Source organism: Paenibacillus ihuae (assembly GCF_001368795.1).
Taxonomy (GTDB): domain Bacteria; phylum Bacillota; class Bacilli; order Paenibacillales; family Paenibacillaceae; genus Paenibacillus_AQ; species Paenibacillus_AQ ihuae.
This window is the reverse complement of the sequence record NZ_LN831198.1, coordinates 3,606,730-3,629,320: the sequence shown is the minus strand read 5'-3', so window position 1 is coordinate 3,629,320 and position 22,591 is coordinate 3,606,730. Positions and strand designations below refer to the sequence as shown.

Annotated in this window: 20 protein-coding genes and 3 pseudogenes; 17 read left to right on the top strand and 6 right to left on the bottom strand. The window is 49.2% G+C overall.

Going from position 1 to position 22,591, the window contains the following annotated elements:
• Together AQR02_RS16695 and AQR02_RS16690 are read right to left on the bottom strand one after the other, a co-directional pair.
• On the bottom strand, positions 1 to 680 hold a 680-nt coding region (locus tag AQR02_RS16695), incomplete at its 3' end, for an IS256 family transposase (RefSeq protein WP_108722065.1).
• Between the two features lie 142 nt (positions 681 to 822).
• Positions 823 to 3,615 carry an O-antigen ligase family protein gene (locus AQR02_RS16690; RefSeq protein WP_245237622.1) on the bottom strand — a complete coding sequence of 931 codons (2,793 nt, stop codon included), beginning with the start codon at positions 3,613 to 3,615 and terminating at the stop codon, positions 823 to 825.
• 144 nt (positions 3,616 to 3,759) lie between these two features.
• Here AQR02_RS16690 and AQR02_RS16685 point away from each other — a divergent pair, with 144 nt between their 5' ends.
• The 4 genes from AQR02_RS16685 to AQR02_RS16670 all read left to right on the top strand — a co-directional run bounded on the left by AQR02_RS16685 (position 3,760) and on the right by AQR02_RS16670 (position 7,214).
• Positions 3,760 to 4,176, top strand: a complete 417-nt coding sequence (locus AQR02_RS16685) for a VOC family protein (protein WP_054941443.1) — start codon at positions 3,760 to 3,762, stop codon at positions 4,174 to 4,176.
• Between the two features lie 189 nt (positions 4,177 to 4,365).
• Entirely contained in the window at positions 4,366 to 5,949 is a 1,584-nt protein-coding gene (locus tag AQR02_RS16680; RefSeq protein ID WP_054941442.1) for a sigma-70 family RNA polymerase sigma factor, read from the top strand.
• A gap of 196 nt (positions 5,950 to 6,145) precedes the next feature.
• Positions 6,146 to 6,637, top strand: a complete 492-nt coding sequence (locus tag AQR02_RS16675) for a hypothetical protein (RefSeq protein ID WP_054941441.1) — start codon at positions 6,146 to 6,148, stop codon at positions 6,635 to 6,637.
• On the top strand, positions 6,609 to 7,214 hold the full coding sequence (locus tag AQR02_RS16670) for a hypothetical protein (RefSeq protein ID WP_054941440.1): 606 nt from the start codon (positions 6,609 to 6,611) through the stop codon (positions 7,212 to 7,214). Before AQR02_RS16675 ends, AQR02_RS16670 begins: the two co-directional genes overlap by 29 nt.
• Before the next feature lie 65 nt (positions 7,215 to 7,279).
• Here AQR02_RS16670 and AQR02_RS35170 read toward each other — a convergent pair whose 3' ends face one another.
• The 3 genes from AQR02_RS35170 to AQR02_RS16660 are packed head-to-tail and all read right to left on the bottom strand — an operon-like array spanning position 7,280 to position 8,624.
• Positions 7,280 to 7,468 carry an aldo/keto reductase gene (locus tag AQR02_RS35170; RefSeq protein WP_280818631.1) on the bottom strand — a complete coding sequence of 63 codons (189 nt, stop codon included), beginning with the start codon at positions 7,466 to 7,468 and terminating at the stop codon, positions 7,280 to 7,282.
• Entirely contained in the window at positions 7,465 to 8,214 is a 750-nt protein-coding gene (locus AQR02_RS16665; protein WP_280818630.1) for an aldo/keto reductase, read from the bottom strand. The genes AQR02_RS35170 and AQR02_RS16665 overlap by 4 nt, the downstream gene beginning before the upstream one ends.
• A 17-nt stretch (positions 8,215 to 8,231) precedes the next feature.
• A complete protein-coding gene (locus tag AQR02_RS16660; protein WP_245237621.1) occupies positions 8,232 to 8,624 on the bottom strand; it encodes a GNAT family N-acetyltransferase in 393 nt (130 codons plus the stop codon).
• 383 nt (positions 8,625 to 9,007) lie between these two features.
• Between AQR02_RS16660 and AQR02_RS16655 the strand changes: the two genes are divergently transcribed.
• The 8 genes and pseudogenes from AQR02_RS16655 to AQR02_RS16620 all read left to right on the top strand — a co-directional run bounded on the left by AQR02_RS16655 (position 9,008) and on the right by AQR02_RS16620 (position 17,124).
• A complete protein-coding gene (locus tag AQR02_RS16655) occupies positions 9,008 to 9,229 on the top strand; it encodes a hypothetical protein (protein ID WP_054941439.1) in 222 nt (73 codons plus the stop codon).
• Positions 9,230 to 9,337: 108 nt separating this feature from the next.
• Positions 9,338 to 9,649 carry a hypothetical protein gene (locus tag AQR02_RS16650; RefSeq protein ID WP_054941438.1) on the top strand — a complete coding sequence of 104 codons (312 nt, stop codon included), beginning with the start codon at positions 9,338 to 9,340 and terminating at the stop codon, positions 9,647 to 9,649.
• A 202-nt stretch (positions 9,650 to 9,851) separates the two neighbouring features.
• Entirely contained in the window at positions 9,852 to 10,910 is a 1,059-nt protein-coding gene (locus tag AQR02_RS16645) for a FecCD family ABC transporter permease (protein ID WP_054941437.1), read from the top strand.
• 2 nt (positions 10,911 to 10,912) lie between these two features.
• Positions 10,913 to 11,947, top strand: a complete 1,035-nt coding sequence (locus AQR02_RS16640; protein ID WP_054941436.1) for a FecCD family ABC transporter permease — start codon at positions 10,913 to 10,915, stop codon at positions 11,945 to 11,947.
• A gap of 44 nt (positions 11,948 to 11,991) precedes the next feature.
• Positions 11,992 to 13,031, top strand: a pseudogene (locus AQR02_RS16635) (NAD(P)/FAD-dependent oxidoreductase).
• A gap of 192 nt (positions 13,032 to 13,223) precedes the next feature.
• Positions 13,224 to 14,795 carry a spore germination protein gene (locus tag AQR02_RS16630; RefSeq protein ID WP_054941435.1) on the top strand — a complete coding sequence of 524 codons (1,572 nt, stop codon included), beginning with the start codon at positions 13,224 to 13,226 and terminating at the stop codon, positions 14,793 to 14,795.
• Positions 14,785 to 15,996, top strand: a complete 1,212-nt coding sequence (locus AQR02_RS16625) for a Ger(x)C family spore germination protein (protein WP_054941434.1) — start codon at positions 14,785 to 14,787, stop codon at positions 15,994 to 15,996. The genes AQR02_RS16630 and AQR02_RS16625 overlap by 11 nt, the downstream gene beginning before the upstream one ends.
• 30 nt (positions 15,997 to 16,026) lie before the next feature.
• Positions 16,027 to 17,124, top strand: coding sequence for a GerAB/ArcD/ProY family transporter (locus AQR02_RS16620; protein ID WP_054941433.1), 1,098 nt, complete (start codon positions 16,027 to 16,029; stop codon positions 17,122 to 17,124).
• Positions 17,125 to 17,126: 2 nt separating this feature from the next.
• Here AQR02_RS16620 and AQR02_RS16615 read toward each other — a convergent pair whose 3' ends face one another.
• Complete coding sequence (locus AQR02_RS16615; RefSeq protein WP_054941432.1) at positions 17,127 to 17,354, bottom strand: YczF family membrane protein; 228 nt, start codon at positions 17,352 to 17,354, stop codon at positions 17,127 to 17,129.
• Between the two features lie 229 nt (positions 17,355 to 17,583).
• On the opposite strand from AQR02_RS16615, the gene AQR02_RS16610 reads away from it, so the two are divergent.
• The 5 genes and pseudogenes from AQR02_RS16610 to AQR02_RS16585 form a co-directional block, all read left to right on the top strand.
• Complete coding sequence (locus AQR02_RS16610; RefSeq protein WP_054941431.1) at positions 17,584 to 17,943, top strand: (2Fe-2S) ferredoxin domain-containing protein; 360 nt, start codon at positions 17,584 to 17,586, stop codon at positions 17,941 to 17,943.
• 347 nt (positions 17,944 to 18,290) lie between these two features.
• Positions 18,291 to 19,109 carry a GNAT family N-acetyltransferase gene (locus tag AQR02_RS16600; protein ID WP_054941429.1) on the top strand — a complete coding sequence of 273 codons (819 nt, stop codon included), beginning with the start codon at positions 18,291 to 18,293 and terminating at the stop codon, positions 19,107 to 19,109.
• Between the two features lie 37 nt (positions 19,110 to 19,146).
• Positions 19,147 to 19,878 carry an SDR family NAD(P)-dependent oxidoreductase gene (locus AQR02_RS16595; protein ID WP_054941428.1) on the top strand — a complete coding sequence of 244 codons (732 nt, stop codon included), beginning with the start codon at positions 19,147 to 19,149 and terminating at the stop codon, positions 19,876 to 19,878.
• Positions 19,879 to 20,095: 217 nt separating this feature from the next.
• Positions 20,096 to 21,270 (top strand): annotated as a pseudogene (locus tag AQR02_RS16590) (AI-2E family transporter).
• Positions 21,271 to 21,276: 6 nt separating this feature from the next.
• Positions 21,277 to 22,591: pseudogene (locus AQR02_RS16585) on the top strand (carboxylesterase/lipase family protein); the annotation flags it as partial.

The following is a 22,591-nucleotide window of genomic DNA, read 5'->3' as shown; positions in this document are numbered from 1 at the left end:
TGAACCCCGCGATTCTTCAGTTCATTCAGCACACTCAGCCAGAACTTGGAGGACTCATTCTCCCCAATCCACATACCCAGCACGTCTTTGTTTCCGTCCAGATCAATGCCAATGACCATGTAGGCGGCCTTGTTGATAATGGCCCCGTCTTGCTTCACTTTGAAGTGGATCGCATCCAGATAGACAACGGCGTAAACGCCTTGCAGAGGCCGATTTTGCCATTCTTTAATGAGGGGCACAATCTTGTTCGTGACATTGGAAATGAGCGTAGGAGAGACTTCAATGCCATACATCTGCCCTAAATGATCCTGAATTTCTCTGGTGCTGATCCCTTTAGCATATAGCGCGATGATTTGCTCTTCGATGCCGGTGACGTTCGATTGATGCTTCTTGACAACCAGTGGCTCAAACTCACCAAGGCGGTCCCGCGGGATGGCGATTTCCTGTTCGCCGTACTCACTGACTACCGTTTTACGGCTCTTCCCGTTGCGGCTGTTTGGCGTGAGCTTCGCTTTCACTTCATGCTTTCCGTAACCCAAATGGGTATCCATTTCGGCTTCCAGCATCTCCTGGATCGTCTCTGCAAACAGATCTTTTAAGGCATTCTGCGCATCTTGTGCGGTAACCAAATTGTTCTCCTTAATGAATTCCCGAAGTTGCTGTTTTGACCAAAGTCCCATGTGTTCTCCCCAACCTTTCTCTTACTTCCATTTTAATGGGTTTGAGAGTTTACACAATATATTTTACAGACTCAGTTTTGGCCCAAAAAGAGCCCAGTGCAAAATGACTCTGCACCGGGCTCTTAAAGCTCTATAATACTACTTACGATATTGGTGTCATTCCAGCAACTTGATCGATCATGGCTGCTTCCTGTGCATCGGCGGCGATTAGCTTGTTATACACATTTTGATCCAAAGTGCTGTTCATCTTTTTTAAACCTGCTAAATACCAGCGTGCTATTTCCCGATTGACTGCATCCGAGTAATTTTCGCTAAGTCCACCTTTTAACGTGTCAACTGCAGACTGAACATTTCCGGTGAGAATCTGCATTTTTCCCACTGCTAGCGTTGCGGCGGTAGAAAGAGAAATAGTCTGATCGTTGGTCTCCCTCATAACTTGGTTATATGTTTCGGTTCCTGTGTTAAAGTTAGCCTTTGCGTTAGCTGCGATCTCTGTGTTATCGAACCCTTGAGTGTTTAAAATATTTAACCATTCCGTGTATAAGGGTTGCCCTAATTCATAAGTGCGAACGATTAAGTCATTATACCACCCCGTACTCCACAGGTCATCGCGTCCCGCAAGGTCGGCGTAACTACCAGTGAATCCCGATTGAATAATGGATTTGGCAGCTTCTGCATCGCCTGTTATCTGCTTAACTTTACCGGTACTCAGTGCGATCAACGGCGTGACCGAAAATGGCCGGCCCTGAAGCTGTCCCGAAGGAAGTGTCTGTAAAAACCCAATCCCATCCACAACATGCTGGTAAGCGGAAAGGCTGGTGTGGAAGTACTCCTGTTTATTAGCTTCGTCCTGCTCTAGGAGGGCTTGAACACCAAGACCCGAGGCCCGAATAGTAAGTTGCTCATACCAATCAATATCCCAGATATATTTGTCCTGATTATCCCGGTATACAGCATACGCGTCATCACTTTTCCCTAACAAATCGTAAAGATTAATCTGCAGCTTCAGCAGCTGTTTATTATTTGGCTCATCCTTTAGACCGCGCTGCAGTAATGTTAGAGATTCGTTGGCGTACTGCTCGTCTTTGGTCTGTCTATACACCTGATTATCAAGTGAGGCTAACATGATAATGGTTTCAGGATGTCCTGGGCGGTTCTTCAGCGCCTTTACAAGCGGGGTTTTGATCTCATCATAAGAGTTGCTGTACCGGGCAATCGCCCTTGCCTTGGCTAACCCGTTGCCGGAACTGATATTGCCCAGTGATATGATAAAAATTAACAGGGCGGCCGCGCAGGTCACGGCCAGGTACCCGTAGCGCAGTCCAGGTGAATTCCATTTGACGGGGAGAGGTTTACTCTCCATCGCTGCCGCCATTCCAGCAAGGCCGATAAATACAAGGATTCCCATGAATATGTAGCTCATGTTAAAATCTAGAACACTATGCAATAGTATTGACAGTGCAATGATCAGATAAAAGAAGCCGTTATCAACATCATTCGTCTTACTTTGCTTAATATATCCTTTAATATATTTGTAGAACACATACAGGATAAAGCCCATGAACACGATAAACCCCAGAATGCCGACTTCTATTAAGTATTGCAAAAAGAAATTGTGCGCCTGACGGCTTACATAAGGGTTGTTCTGGTACTTCTCATACAAGGCAGCCCATCCGCCGCCACCTGCACCAAGGACAGGATAATCCTTAGCAACTTTAAAAGCATCCCGGTAGAATGTGATACGCTCCAGCACACTATGCTGCTGGAAGTTAATGTTTTCCAGGCGGGTTTCAATATTGGCCGGCAAAATGCTTCGTGCGCTTGTTCCAATGAGCAGCCATGCAGCCGCAGCCACCAAGACCGTTGCTCCAACCGGAAGCCATAGATTAGCAGACTTTCTGGTTGACCCGTTTTCCAAGCGCTTTTCCAGCGCCGCAGCAACGAAGCGTTGTACGGACCAGCAGGCTGCTGAGGTCACAATACAAGCAATAATTAGCCAGCTCCAGCCCTCTACAGCAGCAGAAGGATCAGAAACGGCCGCCACATGTTTGCCGGTGGAGGTTATTTTGCTGATCACAGCCAGTGACGCAGCAGCAGCGATGATTAGGTGAATGATCCATAGAATCTGCCGCGAAGGCTTTTGAAAGAGAAGCAGCAGGACAAAAACTACCGGCAACATGACCAGACCGCCCCGTGATAGCGTCAGAAGCAGTGAAATCATGATCGGTACCAGCATAAAACTATGAGCCACCGTGAGATACCATTTTTTGGACCTGATCAGAGCAAATAAAGCTACAAACAGGAAAGCCATCAGAAAGGCAGCGTATGTATTGGCATATTGAAATACCGAGGTCAGGCGGAGACCGTTCGAATCGGTCATTACTGCGTCCAGATATTTGCCTGATTCTACGGTTTCGGAGAACAAGCCAACCGCTCCACCGGCAACATTCCAAGCGCCCAGCCAATTCAACAGACCGAACCAGACAATCAGATAAGCAACTATTAAAATGGCGGCTTGTATGATCCGATTTACTAGTTTTTGCTGCAAGAGATATAGCATAATAATAAAGATAGCCGCGTACATACTTTGAATAAGCAGCATATTCACAGCCATATAGTGTGATGCAGCTGCAAAAAGCGACAGGAAGTAAGTTAGCGGCAGCAGGAACACGGATAGAGCAAGCAGGTCCCTCTGATCCTTCAACTGAAATTTCTTGTAGTATATCCCCGCCCAGACAATGAGCATCAGACTGCCAATAACCACTGACTTATAGATGGGTTTCTCATAATTGGCTAATTGACCGTTAAATAATCCCACTTGAAAAGGAGCCCATGCGAAAAATAGCACGAAACCAATAACTAATACCCAGAGCGAGAAGGATGTCTTTTCAACATTACTTGACGGAGTCGACTTTTTACCATAAACCGGTTGCACCAATTTTTATTCTCCTTTACAATTTATTCTAGTCATTAGTATAAATTGATTGTCTCATTTTGGCAAAGATTGGATCTTGAAAGTGTCCTTCTAGTGTTATGCTTTTTTGAAATAAACGGAATTAAGAAAGGTGGAGCTTAGCCCATGAGATTGAAATTAGAGGGACTTACGGTTTTGGCGCAGGATGTTCCTAAATTGGCTAGCTTTTATCGTGATGTTTTGGGATTTGAGACAGTCATTGAAGAGAACCATTATGCTGAATTTGTGAACAGCGGTATTCGTCTTGCGATTTGTTCCACAGCATTAATGGCGGAGAACACGAACGGCCACCATACCTATCTAGAAGAGCGTAAGGGGCAAGCCTTCGAGCTTAATTTCGAATGTGAATCTCCAGACGCTGTCCACATGATGTATCAAGAGGTTGTTTCAAAAGGGGCAACTGAAATTACTGCTCCAAAGTCAATGTCCTGGGGGCACACCACAGGTTTCTTCGCAGATCCGGAAGGCAACATTCATTCTATTTTTGCGGTTAATCCGGTTACGGTTTTGAACAACAATTAAAGTGGATTTTCGGTGTGGGGAATCAATTATGTTGGAAAGTCTAATTATTAACAGTACACTATAAATGCTGTGACTCTGGGGAGGCTCCCCGGGGTTTTTGTTTTTAATCACGGAAAGGGCCGAACAGGTTGTAACCTTTCACCTCCGATACGGCACTTAAGATTAAGAACATGTGAAAAGAGGTTCCGTATGGTAACGCGGCTGGTTGAAGAAGTACAAAAAGGGAATGCGGAGGCGTTTGAGCAGCTGATGGCGCATTTCCGGGGAATGGCATTTGCGGTGTCCTATGACATGCTGAAGGATGTTCATCTGGCGGAAGATGCTGTGCAGGAGGCGTTCATCGAAGCTTATACCAACATCGGCAAGCTGCATCAGGCGTCTGCGTTTCCGGGCTGGTTCAAGACGATTGTGGTGAGACAATGCCAGCGGTTACTGCGGCGTAGGCGGAAGGCGATACTACCCTTAGAAGATGCCACGCATCTTTCTCTAGAGTTGCCAGGAGTCGCAGAAATCGCTGAGCGGAGGGAAGGTGCACTGGTGCTGCAGCAGTCGGTGTCAAGCTTGAGCGACAAGCTTCGGGTGCCGCTGCAATTGTTTTATTTCTACGGCTATTCGCTGCAGGAAATCTCCGATTATCTGGACATTCCGGTATCAGCGCTGAAAAAAAGGCTGTTCGACGGACGGCGCAAGCAGAGAGGTGCACTCCCCGTCATCGACCTTGCTTCCATGTTCAACAACCTATATGAAGGAGGCGGGAATATGCTGCATATCGTAAATGGGGATTCTGTAGGGAATATGCTGAAACAGGGCATCGTTTCGGGGGATGTGCTGGTGTGGAGAGAGGTATACTCAGCAGGGCCAAATTTTGTGAACCCTGCCGGTGATGCTGAACGTAAGATGCGCGCACAATCCCTCGAACAGTCAATGGGCATTCCGGCAGCGGAATATCTGGCAGGCTGTGCGGAGCAGGAAGAGAAGCTGCGGGGGGTTAACCGCTATGATGAAGTGGTGCTGTGGTTCGAGCATGATTTGTTTGATCAGAGCATGCTGGCTTACCTGCTGCACTATATCAAGGGGCAAAAGCTCGGCAGCACCAAGCTTAGTCTGCTCTGTATCGGTGAGTTTCCCGGCATTGAGCTGTTTCATGGTCTGGGCCAGCTGACTCCGGCGCAGCTTAAGACCTTGTCCGGGACCTGGCGGAGCATCGGGCAGAAGGAAGTGGAGCTGGGCAGTGAACTGTGGCAGGCCTATGCCAGTCCCGATCCGATGCAGATGGCTGATCTGCTTGCGCTTAGGAGACAAGAACTGGAGGCATCCGCACTGCCTTTTGCCTATGCTGCTTTTCAGGCCCACTTGTCGCGTCTGCCTTCTGTGGACAATGGCCTTGGAATCGTAGAACAAACGACTCTTGAGGCTGTGCGCGGGGGAGCGGATACCCCATTAAAGCTATTCCGGCAGGTAACCGACACACTGCATGTGCTTGGCATGGGCGATCTCGAATATTGGCTGTATCTTTGGGGATTGGTGCAGGGGGCACAGCCGCTGTTGATGATCGACGGTGCGGAAGCTGCAGACCATTTCGATTTTCGCCGGGTCCCGGATTTTCTGAACCGAAAGGTGACAATGACTGAACTTGGCGAGCAGATACTGGATGGAGCAGCGGACCGGGTGGCGGTTCAAGGCCTTGATGTGTGGTACGGCGGGCTGCATCTGGAGGGACACTCTGTATCGTGGCGCTGGGACAGCTCAGCACGAATGCCGGTCAGACTGTAACTTCAAGTGATAAAATATAGGTTCTGATACACAGTCATCAACGGGCAGGGAGGGGAAAACCATCAGAACCTTAGTGATCAGTGACATCCACGGATGTTACCGGGAATTCAACGCGCTTTTGCGTAAAGTAAACTATATCCCGGATCAAGACAAACTGGATATTCACTGACTGAACAACGGCGGATTTCATACTTTGATGAGCTACGCTGTAGGGGACGCCGACTTTGTCCAGCAGGATCTGGGCTGGGAAGAGTACATCAGGATCAAACAATGGATCAGGCCGGCCTATAAGCATCACTTGGATTTCCTGAGCTCATTGCCGCTCTATTATGAGACGGAGCACCATCTGTTTGTACACGCGGAAATAGACGCGGCGCTGACGGACTGGAAGACGCAGAAGGATTATGATTTTATCTGGATCAGAGAACCGTTCTACAATCATCCGGTAATGAACACCACCAAAACGGTTGTGTTTGGCCACACCTCAACCTTTGAATTCCAGGATAATCCCGGCATCTGGTTTAGCCCGCTAGAAGACAAAATCGGCATTGACGGCGGCTGCGCCTACGGCGAGCAGATGAATTGCCTGGAGATCGGCGATGAAGGGTATAAGACCAATTATGTGCGGCTGGGTGAGAGTGAGATTGGGAGGCTGATGAATGAGTCAGAACAAATTTATAAAGGATAAAAAGCAATTTAAAGAGACACTACATTGGGTAACAAAGATGTTCAACTATGAACAACGACTGCCAAACCAAGTTTATAAAGTTCCCTTTGAAAAAACTGTTGTACTTGATTTCGATCATGCAATGAGTCGTCATTTTTGGAGTGAACTAGAAGAACTGATTGGCATGTTTGGTGATTCGTTTGCCATTATGGCTGTTTTAGACCCTGATCCTGTAGATTACTATTTTAATGAGTTTTCTCATTATAATTGGTGCGTTCTACAAAAGGGAACTACAGCTGATGAATACTGGAGTATGCTTGAACAAGGACCTGAGGAGAGCCCTGCTGATGCTATTTTGATTAATTCCGAAGTCGTAGTATGGCTATCTCCGTCGATGAAGTGGGCTATATGGGGAGAACGCGGTTACGGTATTTGTGTTTTGGGTTTTAATAATAGCGAAATTGGTGACTACGAATGTAAATCGTGGTTTACAATGGATCACGCAATCACTGATCTAGTGTCGCTTAACTTTAGAAATTATACCGTCCCAGAAGAAATTGCTTCGAAGTTGTTGAAGTACTACAGCGCCAGTAAGTAAGTATCAGCGAAGACCTTGAGGGGGGGCACCTTCAAGGAATCCCCCCCTAAATTTGTAAGTCCCCTTCACCACCCCAGCTCCAGCCCCCGGATCTCCTGCTCCCACAGCTCCTGCAGCTTCTTCACCTGCTCCTGCGGCATCGCCCCATCACTTGCTGCGATATTCTCAGCCAGTTGAGTGCTGTTCCTGACCCCTGGGATTACGGTCGTCACTTCCGGGTAGGCAAGAATGAATCTCAGCGCCGCCATCGTCATCGTTGTCTCTTCATTGGTAATGAACCTGATCTGCTCCAGAAGGGCTGCACGCTTGCGGATAATATCCGGTGACCAGCGGCTGCGGACTCCCGAAAAGTGCTCTGACTGTTGTATTTGCCGGAGAGCCAGCCGGAGTCCAGCGGGACTTTGATGATAAGGGCGATATTATTCTCTTGGGCGAGCTTGAAGGCTTCGGCCGTTTCCTGATAAAAGATATTGAACATGACTTCCATTACGCCGATATTTGTATGCTTGATGACCTCCAGCATTTCCGGGACAGAATCGACCGACACGCCGTAAGTAAGGATTTTTCCGGCAGCCTTGAGCTTTTCCAGTTCTTCATAGTGTCCATATTTCCCGTCCAGCATCTCAAACGGCGGATTATGAATCAGCACGGAATCCACATAGTCGGACTGCAGACGCTGCAGGCTGCCTTCAACGGACCGGATGATCTGATCTGCATTATAATTAGTCTGGCCGTCTGCCGCATGGCCGAATTTCGTATTAATGATTGCGCTGCTTCGTTTCCCGTCCAGGGCTTTGCCGAGCAGTTCTTCGCTTGTACCCAGCCCATAATTGGGAGCGGTGTCAAAAAAGTTCATCCCACGCTCCAGCGCCTCATGGACCAGCTCAATGGCCGCAGGCTCTGCCATAGCCTCCCAATCCTGACTGTTCCCGAGCTGCCATGCACCGAAGCCGATCTCGGATACGGATTTCCCTGTATTGCTGTACTGTCTTTTATTCATTAAACATCCGCTCCCCGTTAGATTGTTTGCTTGGTCAACTGCTCATAATCTCCCTTGGTCATTCCGTAAAAGACGATATCCTCGTATTGGTCCCATTTAAGGATGTGCTGTTTAAATTCCCCTTCGAGCGCCATGCCGGTTTTTTTCATCACGTTCCAGGAAGCCTGGTTTTTGGACAAGGCTGCTGCCCAGATTTTATTTAAATGCAGTTCCTCGAATCCGTACCGGACCAGGCACAGTGCCGCTTCAGAAGCATATCCATATCCCCAGTAAGGTTGTCCGATCCAGTAGCCAAGCTCGCCGTGATTATGCGGCCGGGTAATATGGAGGCTCATACAGCCGATCAGCTGGTTGCTGTCTTTAACTACCATCGCCCAAGGAGAACTGTCGCCCTCATCTTTTCTGCCAATGCATGCGGTCAGCCACTGCTCTGCCGCTTCGAGCGTGTAGGGATGGGGGATGATAAAGTGGTTCTGGCCACAGCAATATCTCCGGCAAGTTCCTGCACAGTGCGGGCATCAGTTAATTCAAACGGTCGTAATCGTAATCTTTCAGTTTCGAATACAGGCTGCATGTTAAGTCCTCCGCGTTATCGTCTTTTCTGTAGAGTATATTACATAACTTGGATATTGCAAGAGTTGGCACGGATTTTCCACAGCAGTCAATCTGGAAGAAATATGGGATCAATAGGAAGACACTAACGAACAAATAGGGGGTCACTTACAACATTCGACACTCTTCTTCATCTGATGATGGTATTGTTATACAAAATAATAGATGGGGAGCTTGAACGATGAGAAAAATACTGTCTAGAATCGGGCTGGGACTGCTGCTGCTGCTGATTGTATCTATCGTGGGCTGCTTTTATTTCGGCAAGTTTACCTACGCATATTCTCTATTAGTTGTATTATTATTCGTATTTGGCGGCATGGGGCAAATCTATAAATTGAAGAATGACGAGTATATGTACAACAAGTTGAACGGCCGGGAAGAATATGATGAATATACAAGATAAATCATAGCCTGAGCATGCAGCGAAATTACCGGCTGGTCTGTTAAAGCCACAACGAACATAAGATTGTAGTAGTCTTCATCTACTTTATCGCAGCAGGAGGATTAGCGGATGAATGAGAAGATCCATGCAATCACTATCATCATAGATACACTAGCAAGCGATATCATCGAATCTCTGCGCCGGAAAATCATTAACGAACCTGCTTTTGTCCAGCTGTATGCAGCGCTTGATGATGCTTTTGTGCTGATTCAGTATGAAGAGCAGATCGACAGGGAACTGGCGGCATTATTGTTTCTGATTTATTCGCAGCTGGTGACCCAGTCTAATTATGTGTATGATAAAAGCCCCTTTGTCCCCCATATCGGCAAAATGCAGGGAATGATCCGCAAAATATTCGGCGGCACACTGCAAAATATCTAAATCAGATAACATCAAAACAGCCCCGGTACTTCTCTATTGAACTAGAGCGTACCGGGGTTTTGTGTATACAGATTCGGACATGGGATGGCAATAGAGTTTTTTTGGCGGCCCTCTTGGATTTGTCCATTGCCAAACCGTGCCATTCTCCTTTACAATAATACAATGATAATGAGAATCAATTTCAAAGGAATGGGTGGGATTCATGAATCACCAGGCAACGGCCGGAAATGGCCAGTTCCGGGCTGCGGATCCGGTGAAGCTTCGTTCACGCCCGTGGGCGGCAACGCTGATCTTGGTCGGCGGTCTGATTGCCTTAGCATTTGGCATTGCGGTCTCCGTGTCGTTTGGAGCAGCGGATATTAAGCTGTCAGTGGTATGGACTGCTGTATTTCATTTCAATCCGGATCTGTCGGATCATCAGATTATCCGCGAGCTGAGGCTGCCACGGGTACTTGGTGCCGTGATGGTGGGTGCAAGCTTTGCGGTCGCAGGGGCAATTATGCAAGGAATGACCCGGAACCCGCTTGCGGATTCGGGCCTGATGGGAATTAACTCCGGGGCAGGCTTTGCTCTGGCGGTCTGCTTTGCTTTTTTTCCGCATCTATCATTTATGTATCTGATTCTATATTCTTTTGTCGGAGCAGGTATGGGGGCGGGGATTGTCTATGGCATAGGCTCCTTGTCCAAAGGCGGACTTACACCTGCCCGTCTGGTGCTGGCCGGCGCGGCCTTCAGTGCGCTGCTCTCCGCGCTCAGCGAAGGGGTGGCACTATATTTTAACATTGGGCAAGATTTGGCCTTCTGGTATGCGGGGGGTGTAGCCGGGACGAAATGGTTCCAGCTCCAGATCATGTTCCCGTGGTTTGCCGGAGCGCTCATCTGCGCATTCCTCTTATCCCGTTCCATTACGATGCTCAGCCTGGGCGAGGATATTGCCAAAGGTCTTGGGCTGCGTACGGGGCTGGTTAAACTGGCCGGAGCCCTCATTGTGCTGATTCTTGCCGGCTCCTCTGTATCGGTAGTGGGCGCGGTAGGATTCATCGGATTGATTATCCCTCATCTCACACGCTATCTTGTCGGAGTGGATTACAAGTGGATTATACCCTGCTCTGCGGTTCTCGGCAGCCTGCTTGCCGTCTCCGCTGACCTTACAGCCAGAATGATTGTTCCTGGACAGGAGACCCCGTTTGGTGCCATCATCGCACTGATCGGCGTGCCTTTCTTTCTGTATCTGGCCCGTAAGGAAAGAAGGGAGCTGTAGTTATGCCTAGAACAACTGTACTGTCCTACGAATCAGCCAGACGCAGACGGGGATTGACCCTCCTGGCTGTGATTGCCGTACTGGTTATCATAGCCTTCATTATAAGCGTGAATACAGGATACATACGCCTGACCCCGCAGGAGCTGCTGAATACAATGCTCGGTAAGGGGACGGCCAAGCAGGAATTAATTCTGTTCGACTTCCGGCTGCCGCGCATCGTTATCTCTCTGCTGATTGGGGCGGCCTTAGCCGTTTCCGGTGCCGTGATGCAGGGGGTGTTCCGCAACGATTTGGCTGATCCCGGCATTCTCGGCATCAACGCGGGAGCGGGCCTGATGGTAATGCTGCTGATTTCCTTTTATCCCTCGACCAGCGCGGCTCCTGTATTTTTGCTGCCGGTTATTGCCTTTGCCGGTGCTGGCTTTACCGCTGCGATGATTTATCTGCTCGCCTATAAGCGGCATGAGGGGATAACTCCGATCCGCCTGCTTCTAACGGGTGTCGCGGTTGCTGCCGGAATAAGTGCAGCGATGATCGTATTGACACTCCGCCTTGATCCCGAGAAATATCAGTTTGTCGCAACTTGGCTGGCAGGCAGCATCTGGGGGACCAGCTGGAAGTTTGTGTTGTCCCTGCTGCCCTGGATTATGGTTCTGCTGCCCTATGTCATCTATAAGGCACGGGTAATGAATGTGCTTAGCTTAAGCGAGCAGACGGCGACTGGCCTTGGGGCTGCCGTGAACAAGGAGCAGTTCCGGCTGCTCGCGGCAGCGGTTGGTCTGGCAGCGGCGAGTGTTGCGGTCAGCGGCGGAATTGGCTTTGTCGGCCTAGTCGGACCGCATTTGGCCAGGCGGCTGGTTGGACCTAAACATCAGCTGATGCTTCCCGCATCAGCACTGGTCGGTGCACTGCTTGTTATTACGGCCGATACCATTGGCCGCTGGATACTGCAGCCGTCGGAGATCCCTACCGGCATTGTAGTAGCAGTGATTGGCGCACCTTACTTTCTCTATTTACTGGCACGTACGAAGTCCTGACACAGTAGGGACTGCATAGACTACACCTAACCGGAGGGGACATAATGAGTGATCAACTAGAATTATACGATGTGACGATTATCGGCGGGGGTCCAGCGGGTATGTATACAGCTTTTTATAGCGGCATGAGAGATTTGAAAACGAAGCTGATTGAAGCGAAGGATGAGCTGGGCGGAAGAATGCTGATTTACCCTGAGAAGATGATCTGGGATGTGGTGGAATCACACCGACCCTCTGCGGTCAATTAATCAAGCAGCTGGAGCAGCAGGCCCGCACCTTTGATCCGACGATTGTGCTTGGGCAGCAGATTACCCGGCAAGAGCGCCAGGCGGACGGGACGTATATTTTGACATCTTCCACTGGGGAACGACACTGGACCCGGACCGTCATTCTGGCGATTGGCTATGGCATCCTGCAGATGGCCAAGCTGGAGATCGAGGGAGCGGACCGTTACGAGGTGACTAACCTGCACTACACTGTGCAGGAGCTGGAGCCGTTCCGCGGCAAGCACGTACTGATCTCCGGCGGAGGCGATTCGGCAGTGGACTGGGCGAATGAGCTGGAGGGAGTTGCTGCCAGTATCACTATTGTGCACCGGAGAGAGCAGTTCGGCGGTCATGAGAAGAATATTACCCGCATGAAGGCCTCATCGGTTGAAGTACGTGTTCCGTATTCGGTGAGCCAGCTGCACAGCAAGAGCGGCGAGACCATTGACCAGGTGACTATAAGCCATGTCGAATCTGGTGAAACGGAGCAGTTTGCAGTCGATGCAGTCATTGTAAACCATGGCCTCAAAAGCGATTTTGGTCCGCTGCGCGAATGGGGACTTGATATGGGGGACTGGTGTGCCAATGTCAGCGAAAGACTGGAAACGAATCTACCTGGCATTTTTGCCGCCGGTGATTTCGTAGATTACAGCAGCAAGGTGCGGCTGATCGCCGGCACGTTTACCGATGCGGTTCTGGCACTCAACAGTGCCAAGCTGTACATTGATCCTGATGCGCCGAAGGCGGCGTATGTGTCCTCGCACAACGACCGGTTCAAAGAGAAGAATAAGGCCCTCGGCGTAACCGACGAGCACTAAATAATTATTCTGCAGCACCATAGGATTTAATTACGCACCATAGCACTCAATTACCCGCAACATTTAAGGGCTGCCGCTTGTAGATTCTCTACAAACCGGCAGCCTTTTTTCATACCTCCTCAAGTATCCCAAATTCCATAAGCTGCATAAAAAAAGTTTCACGGGCGAATAGTAATAGGGGAGGTGCTAAGGATGCCTAAACAGACTAAAGAATCCAGACCAGCAGAGATGGCTAATGGCAAAGAGCAAAGTCCGCCGATCTTTGAGAATCTCGAGGAGAACCTCAAGCAAATCCAGAGCAAACTTGGAAACAGTCCTGATCTGATCATACGTAATTATGAATCACTGGATCACGCAACCCATGCGGCTGCTGTTTATGTTAACGGTCTAATCGATATGGAGCGGGTAGAAGACTATATTACACATGCCCTATCATTTGACTCCTTGCAGGAGAAGCCGGAATCTGCGGCAACTGCGCTGGAACGGTTTTATTTTGCGAAAGGGAAGGCATTAAGTATCGGCAAAGAAAAGATAGTTGAAGACCAGAATAGTCTCCTGGAGGGGCTCTTGTCCGGGGATACGATGATTCTTTTCCACGGCCTCACCAAAGCAATCAGTGTCAGTACCAGCGGCGGTGAAGGAAGGGCAGTTACCGAAGCGACAACTCAAGTGAATATCCGCGGTCCCAAGGACAGCTTTACAGAATCACTAAGCACGAATCTGTCCCTGGTGCGGAAACGGATTAAAAACCCTAATCTGTGGATCGAAACGTTAACGATCGGAGCCGTAACTAAAACGGATGTGTCGATTATGCATATTCATGGTTTAGCCAAGGAAGAAACCCTTCAGGAAATCAGAAAAAAGCTGTCTGAGATTCATGTGGACTCTATTCTGGAATCGGGGTATATTGAGCAGCTGATTGAAGAGAACAAATACTCACCATTTCCGACGTTATTCAATACTGAGCGGCCGGACAGTGTAGCCGGAAATCTGCTGGAGGGGAGAATTGCGCTTTTTATCGACGGAACTCCATTTGTCCTCATTGCGCCTGCTACCTTTTTTATGTTTTTTCACACAGTAGAAGACTATTATCAGCGGTATGACATTTCAACATTAATCAGACTACTCAGATTTATGTGTCTGCTAATTTCTTTATTTGGTCCGGCCATCTTTGTCGCAGCGCTGAATTTCCACCAGGAGATGATACCTACACCGCTGCTGATTAACTTAGCCTCACAAAGGGAAGGGGTTCCGTTTCCGGTGGTTGTCGAGGTTCTTCTGCTGGAGTTCACTTTTGAAATCATACGTGAAGCAGGGATCCGCATGCCTTCTCCGATCGGCCAGACGGTCTCGATTATCGGCGGGCTTGTGTTGGGACAGGCGGCGGTCCAGGCCGGTATAGTATCTCCCGCGATGGTGATTGTCGTTTCGCTGACCGGAATCTCAAGCTTCGCTACCCCGGCTTTCAGTATGGCGCTGTCTGTGCGCCTGCTCCGGTTCGTGATCACTTTTGTGTCTGCATATATGGGACTGTATGGGATAGCAATTGCCGGGCTGATCCTGATTGCCCATCTGTGCAGCCTGCGTTCTCTAGGGGTTCCTTATATGTCACCGGTGGCTCCGTTTGCAATGGGCGATCAGAAGGATATCTTTTTAAGGGCCCCATTGCATTTCATGAAGACACGGAGGCGTCTGATAAACAATAAGAGCTCTGTACCAGGAACAACCGTTCAGACACGCCAGGAGAACCGCCATGAGAACTAATCTGCTTGGGCTGCTGGCTGTATATTTAGGCGTTTCAATTCTGCTGACTGGCTGCTGGAACAGCAGAGAACTGAATGATCTGGCGATTGTGAGCGGGATGGGAATAGATAAGCTGGATGGTGAGGAAGGATACCTTGTAACTTTTCAAATTATTAACCCGACATCCTCGGCTCCATCTACAGGTGCTGCCAGCAATCAGCCGCCTGTAATGGTCATTTCATCAACAGACCGGACGATTTTTGGAGCTCTGCGCAAAGCTTCCAGACGGATGACCCGGCAGCTGTTTTTTGCCCATACCCAGCTTGTGATTGTTGGGGAACCGCTTGCGCGTAGCGGGGTAAACAATTTATTTGACATCTTTGAACGGTCCCATGAATTGCGGTTGAATTCAGCAGTGCTGATTGCCAAAAATTCGGATGCTGCTTCAGTGCTTAAACTCTTAACTGCCTTGGAGAGCCAGCCTTCTACAGGTTTGGTCAAGAAAACGCAGAATACGTCCAGGGTGTGGGGGGAAAACCGGAGGATTGGCGTTTTTGAGGTCATTAACGGTATTACCGGTGAAGGTGATTTTACGATTAATGGCATTCAGATTGTTGGCAGCGCAGAAGAGGGCAAGAAAAAAAGCAGCCTTGAACAAACGGAGGCGCCGGCCGGATCAATTATGAGCGGACTTGGTGTTTTTAAGAATGGCAAGCTGATCTACTGGCTGAATGGACCAGAATCTAAAGGTACTCAGTGGTTGCTGGATAAACTTGAAGAAACCAATGTGAACATCAATTCCTCGGATAGTGAAGAGGATATTTCTGTCAATATATTTTATTCCAAGACCACTGTAAAGATAGATCTCCGTGAGGGGAATCCGGTCTTTCATATCCATATCCGTGAAGAAGGAAGCATCAATGAAGCCGGCAGTTTCGTGGATTTAAGCAAGGAGAAGGAGCTGGAGAAGCTTAAAAAACAGCTTGCGGAGCAAACCGCATCAGAGGTGAAGCAGGCTTTGAAAGCTGCGCAAGAAAGGAAGGCAGATATTTTTAACTTTGGGAACGAACTGAAGCGCACACATCCGGAATTATGGGAGACTGTGAAAAAAAACTGGGATTCCGTTTTTGCTGAAGGAGAGCTCGATCTCCAGGTTGATGCCTATATCCGCAGCACAGGTATGAGACTCAAGCCTTACATACCTGCGGAACAAAAAGAATGATGTCTATAGAGGGATAGGGGGAGCCGTTTCATGCGAAAAGAATTTATTGGTCCATTTCAACTGTTTGCCATGATTGTGCTGTTTGAACTGGGAACTGCGGTTGTTGTTCCGATAGGTCTGGAGAGCGGACATGCAGTATGGATCTCGATTCTTCTGGCTCTACCGGGAGGTGTCCTGTTATATTTGGTTTATGCTGATTTGTACCGGCAATTTCCTGATCTGGTAATCAGCGGCTACACCCGAAAGATTCTGGGGAGATGGATCGGTTGGCCGCTTAGTCTGCTATACTTGCCGGTCCTAATCTATAATGGTTCCCGAAATCTGCGGGAGGCAGGTGATTTGCTGATCTCTTCAACTTACGATAGAACACCTATTTTTATAATCAACTCTATAATGGTCATTGCAGTAATGTATATCCTGTATAAGGGGATTGAAGTCTTCTCCAGAACAGCAGAGATCTATTTCTGGCTGATTGTCATGATGGGGCTGGTCTCCAACTTTGTTGTGATTATTTCCAGACTGGTGCAGTTAAAGAATCTCTTTCCCATACACCCGGGGGAGTGGCTGGAGGCACTAGGTTCTGCGTACCCCAGCATTTGGATTTTTCCCTTTGGTGAACTTGTCTGCTTTACTACTATCCTGCCTCACTTCAATTCCAAAGGTAAGGTTAAGAAAACGGGAATAGGCGCTATTGCCTTGAGCGCTTTTCTGCTCAGCTTTACACATGCGGTTGAAATGTCTGTGCTGGGAACGGATATTTACAGCCGGACTACCTTCCCGATGTTTACCACCATTACCCTTGTCAATGTGGCTAACTTTATTCAGCGGCTCGATGCCATTGTTATCCTGACGCTGATTATTGGCGTCTTTTTTAAAATGTCAATCTACTGTTATGCGGCGGTGTCGATTGCAGCAGATCTGTTCAAGGTTAAGGAACCACGCAAGCTGGTGATTCCTGTTGGAGTTGTTGTGTTGTTCAGCTCATTTGTCAGTGCGGAGAATTACCCGGTGCATATGAATGACGGGAAAGCTTTTCTGAAGTATATCCTGCCTTTTATGTGTGCTGTTATTCCCATTCTGTTATTTCTGGTACACCGCCTACGGCGCAGGTTCGGATTGTACAAATAGGTTTACTTCCGGGGGGATTTGCTCTGCTTAAACTTGTCTGCAACGGTAAAGATAATGGGCAGGGCCGCGAAAACAATCATACAGCAGGACTCGAAAAATGTGCTAGTGTCAAACCCGACAATGAGCGATTGTAAAGAACCAGCCAGACTTGTTCCCGATAAAAGGTCCACAGTGACAATCATCCCCAGGGTTAAGCAAGCAAGTATAAGATAGATCCCGGTCATTTTCATAGCAAAGTCCTCCTCATCAATCAGAAATGAGCCTTCAGCAAATAAACTAAAGATATTATCTCCAGTAAATAGGGAGGGTAATCATAAATCCCAAGCTGCAGATAAAAAAAACGGTGCCCACTACCCCTGCGAATCTGCTGTAGGGTTATTGACGACATTCCGGCAGATGCGTAGAGTTTATAATAATTTATGAACAGGGTATTATTGTTGTAGAGGGGAGGGGCAGTCCGTGACGACCTGGAATTTGCAAGGAACGGTGAATCATCTGCTAATCTGCGGCGGCAGCAGCTGCAGGAAGCATAAAGGCGAAGAGGTAGCTGAAGCGATAGAGGATGAAATTGAGAAGCAGGGGGCAGGGAGACTGATTCATACGACAGTAACCCGCTGCAACGGAAGATGCTCGGATTCCTGCGTGGTGATCTCCTATCCGGAGGGTGTGTGGTATAAAGAGATCACTCCGAAATTGGGCAAGGCACTGGTGCGCAGGCTGCTCGAAGGGGAGCGGCTTGAGGACAACGTCGTTTATACTTATGAAGGCCAATTCCTTGCAGCTGGCGAGAGAGGCACAAAAGGCAAGGAGAAAAAATAAGTTTTTCCTGCAGAGACTTCAGCAGATACCGTCAACTATTCCGGCGGTATCTTATTTGCATTTAGCGGATGATCCGCAGTCTGTGCAGGCTCAATCGGCGCCGCAGCATTACTGCTAGTGAAAGATAAGGAAACGCTAACGGATATTCTTATTAAAGCCAGTACCTGCCGGATGTACATCATCACCTATGACCCGATGACAGTAGGGTCCTGCATCCGGAGCTTATTCTTCAAATTAATCACCGGTATTAAACAGCTTCTCCTGTGTATAATCGCAGGAGGGGCTGTTTATTTTTACCAGAAGGAAGATTATGATAGTAAGCATAGGATATATAGGGAGGGGTTCTAATGCTTCAGAATTTTGCAGCCGGGGATGAAGTGCTGCACAGCGCAGAATTTATGAAAAACGAGGTACAGCATAGTCTGATTCACAACATTGTTGACTACCCGGACGCGCTTAGATTGACAACTTCTGACAGGTGTTTGCTGTTCGTCCAGTCCAAAGGGTACAGTCCCTGGTTATGGATTTCAGCTGAGTTTGAGCCGGCGCAGCGTATCAGGCTGATAGAACAACTGATAGAGAATCTGCAGGAGCTGCCGGACAGTGATTTTTCGGGAATCACTGCAGAGCCGCAGACGGCCAGAACCTTTGCGGGGGCGTATTGCGCAGTCCGCGGGAAGCTTTATCATACCCATATGCTGCTGGAATCTTATCAATGTACAGAGGTAAGGAAGCCAAGCGGTGTAGAAGGAACTTTGGTGCAGGCCGCGACCGGCCATATTCCGGTTATCGCAGAGTTTACAGCAGGATTTGCCTTGGATGCTTTTGGAACGTCACAGCCGGTTGAACACTATATGCCACATGCCGATGAAGCGGTCCGTACCGGAAATCTGTATCTCTGGATGGTGGGGGAAGACCCTGTAGCCATGGCAAAGACCGCCCACCGCAGCGCCAGGCTCTGCAGAATTAATGATGTATACACCTCCCGTAAATTCCGTAAACAGGGGTATGCCAGCATCCTTGTAGCTGAGCTGTGCGAACAGGTTCTGGCGGAAGGCTTAACACCGGTATTGTTTGCCGACGGCAAGAACCCGGATGCGAACAGGGTCTACCAGTCGATCGGTTTTGTGCAGGCCGGAAAAATTGCTGAAATCAAATTTGAATGAGAATACCGTCCGATGAACGGCTAAGGAGAAGGATAGAATGCTGGAAACAATGAAAATTATAGTTACCGGAGCCGCCTCGGGAATCGGCAAAGCGATTGTCCATAGAAGTCTAGCGGAAGGTGCAGCCATCATTGCCTGTGACATCAACGGTGCAGCATTGGATAAGCTGCAGCAGGAAGAGGATTCTCTCAGTCTGTTTACTTATTGCTTGGATACCGGAAATTATGCTGAGGTGGAACAATTTTTTGCATACATAGCGCAGGAGCACTCTGATGTGAACGGGCTGGTCAACAACGCTGGAATCTATTTAGGCAAAAACATACTTGACTATAAACCTGATGAAATCGATAAGGTACTGAATGTCAATGTGAAGGGATATTTATATTCCACTCAATTGTTCGGCAAGCTGCTGCTGGAGCAGGAGCGTCGGGGTACCATTGTTAATATGTCTTCCGTATCCGGGCAGGAGGGTAGCTCCGATGCCGTCTACGGCTTGTCCAAAGCGGCGGTTCTCGGTCTGACCAAAAGCTGCGCCATGAATTTTGCACCCTACATCAGAGTCAATGCTGTAGCGCCTACAATGACGAATACACCGATGATGAGCCATATTCCCGCTTGGAGACAACAGGAGTACACAGAGCATCAATTAATCAGAGAGCCGCTGCTGGCAGAGGATATAGCCGATAGTGTGATATTCCTGCTCAGTAAGAAATCCAGGGCATATACCGGAGCAACCTTTGATATTAACAGCGGTTGTTATTTGCGCTAGAGGGAAGTGTATACCGCGTCCTGAAGCGGCGAATACAGTATCATGGAAGCATCCGCAGAAAGAAGTAATTGGCCTGAACAGCCGTAAAGAAATGCAGAAATTCATCGGGGAAAGGGTTCTCTAAAAATTTGACTTGAAGCCCTTACGTTGACTATGCTATTACCAAGTGCAATTAATCACACTTTTAGAAAATGGTTTGTTGTCAGGGGGCGTTGTTATGGAGAGGCTGCAGGTATGGCCGGAACGGTTTAAGAAGTTCTTTTTGAATAATAAATTTGTCGTATCGCTGTTGATTATTCTGCTGGTAGGCATCAATATTCTGGTGTTCTCCAAGGTGCCTTTTATTTTTAAGCCGTTATCGGTTCTGCTGCATACGGTGGCTGCGCCGCTGCTTCTGTCCGGGATCGCCTACTATCTGCTGAATCCGCTGGTAGACCGTCTGGAGAAGCGCAGCAAGATAAAAGGGCGTATGGCATTGTAATCCTGTACTTGATTATTGCGGGGATTATCACGCTTATTCTGCTGACGGTGATTCCTATCCTCCGTACCCAGCTGATTGGCCTGATTGATAATTTTCCGAAATACAGCGATCAGATCCAGCAGGAATTCATTGATCTGACCGGCAGCGAGCTGTTCGGGCGGATTCAGGAGAATGTGGGCGTGGGCACCGATGTGGGCGATTTAACGAGCAAGGTGACGACCTGGGCCACAACTTTTCTCAATAATGCAGTGAACGGGGTCGGGAATTTCGTAGGTGCATTAACGGAGATTATTCTGGCCGTGGTGACTACACCGTTTATCCTGTTCTATCTGCTCCGCGACGGTAAACGCCTGCCCGACTATCTGATGCGATTCATCCCCAACAGCCTGCAGCCACAGTCCCGTATGGTGATGAAGGAAATGAACAGCCAGGTGGCTTCATATATCCGCGGACAGATTATCGTCAGCTGCTGTATCGGTGCACTGCTCTACATCGGCTATTTGATCATCGGCCTGGAGTATTCGCTGGTATTGGCGATTGTTGCTGCATGTACGGCGGTAGTGCCCTATCTGGGCCCTGCTATTGCCATCACGCCTGCGTTGATTGTGGCGCTGGTAACATCGCCGTTTATGCTGCTGAAGATGGTCTTTGTCTGGACCGCTGTCCAGCTGATTGAAGGCAAGTTCATCTCCCCGCAAATCATGGGTAAATCACTAGAAGATTCATCCGATTACCATTATTTTGTCATTATTTTTGCCGGTAAAATGTTCGGCGTGCTCGGCATCATTCTGGCTGTTCCGGGTTATGCGGTGTTCAAAGTAATTGTGACCCACATCTTTCAGTGGTTCCGGTTCCGCTCCGGACTATATCAAGAGATAGAAGAAGACAAGGATAACAGCTCGAAAGGATGATCCAAAATGACAAGACCCGTTGCGGATACTTTATATGGAAAACTGCAGGGAACACAAAGCGGCGGAGTGAACGTCTGGCGCGGAATTCCTTTTGCTGCTCCACCTGTGGGGAACCTGCGCTTCCGCGCTCCGCAGCCGCCGGAGCCATGGGACTCCGTCCGGGAGGCGCTGGAATTCGGACCGGTTGCCCATCAGCCTGCCAGCTCCAGCAGTATCCGCTTTGGCGGGACGCAGCCGGTCTATTCGGAGGATTGCCTGTACCTGAATATCTGGGCACCGGCGGTGGTGACAGAAGCTCTGCCGGTCATGGTCTGGATTCACGGGGGCACCTTTATTACAGGGGCCGGCAGCCAGCCGATGTTCGAAGGGGCAAACATGGCCAGCGGCGGCAATGTCATAGTAGTTACGTTCAATTACCGGCTGGGACCCTTCGGGTTTTTGCATCTGTCGCCGTTTGGCCGGTATGATTCCAATCTCGGCCTGCTGGATCAGATTGCTGCACTGAAATGGGTGCAGGACAACATTGCCGGCTTCGGAGGCGACCCCCGGCGGGTTACCGTCTTCGGCGAATCGGCAGGCAGTATGAGCATTGCCGCCCTGCTGGCGATGCCTGCCGCCAAAGGGCTGTTTTCCGGGGCCATTATGCAGAGCGGGGCGGCGCAGACCTTGAAGCCGCAGCAGAGTGCGGAGCTTGGCGGGGCGTTTTCTTGGCCGAGCTCGGGCTAACTCCCGGCGGTGACCTGTCGCTGCTGAATACGGCTCCGGCAGAGGATATTCTGGCCGCCGCTGCCCGGATGGCCTATAAGCTGGCCGGCGATTCCCTCAGCATGTTCTTCCAGCCGGCAATCGATCCTGAGACATTGCCGGCAGAACCGTCCCGAGCAGTAGCGGCGGGAGCGGCCAGCGGCATTCCTCTGCTGATCGGAACGAATCTGCATGAAGGTAATCTTTTCTTCCGGGGAGACCGCGAGGGAGCAAGCTTTGATCAGTCACTCCAGGCATTGGAAATGCTGATGGGTGCCGGCAATCTGGCGGAGCTTGCCAGCCATTATCCTAAGAACTGGGAAGGCCAGGCAGCCCTTTTGACCGACCTGTATTTCTGGGACAGTTCCATTGCCTTCGCCGAGCAGCAATTACCGCATGCTCCTGTCTGGATGTACCGGTTCGACTGGACGATCCCCGGCCATCCGGTACTGGATAAGGCTATCCATGGCGCTGAAATCTATTATGTCTTTAATACGATAGAGCTGCTGCATCAGTACGGCTTGTCCGTCAGCCCGGAGATGGCATCGATCTCGGAGCGGATGCTCAGGGCATGGAC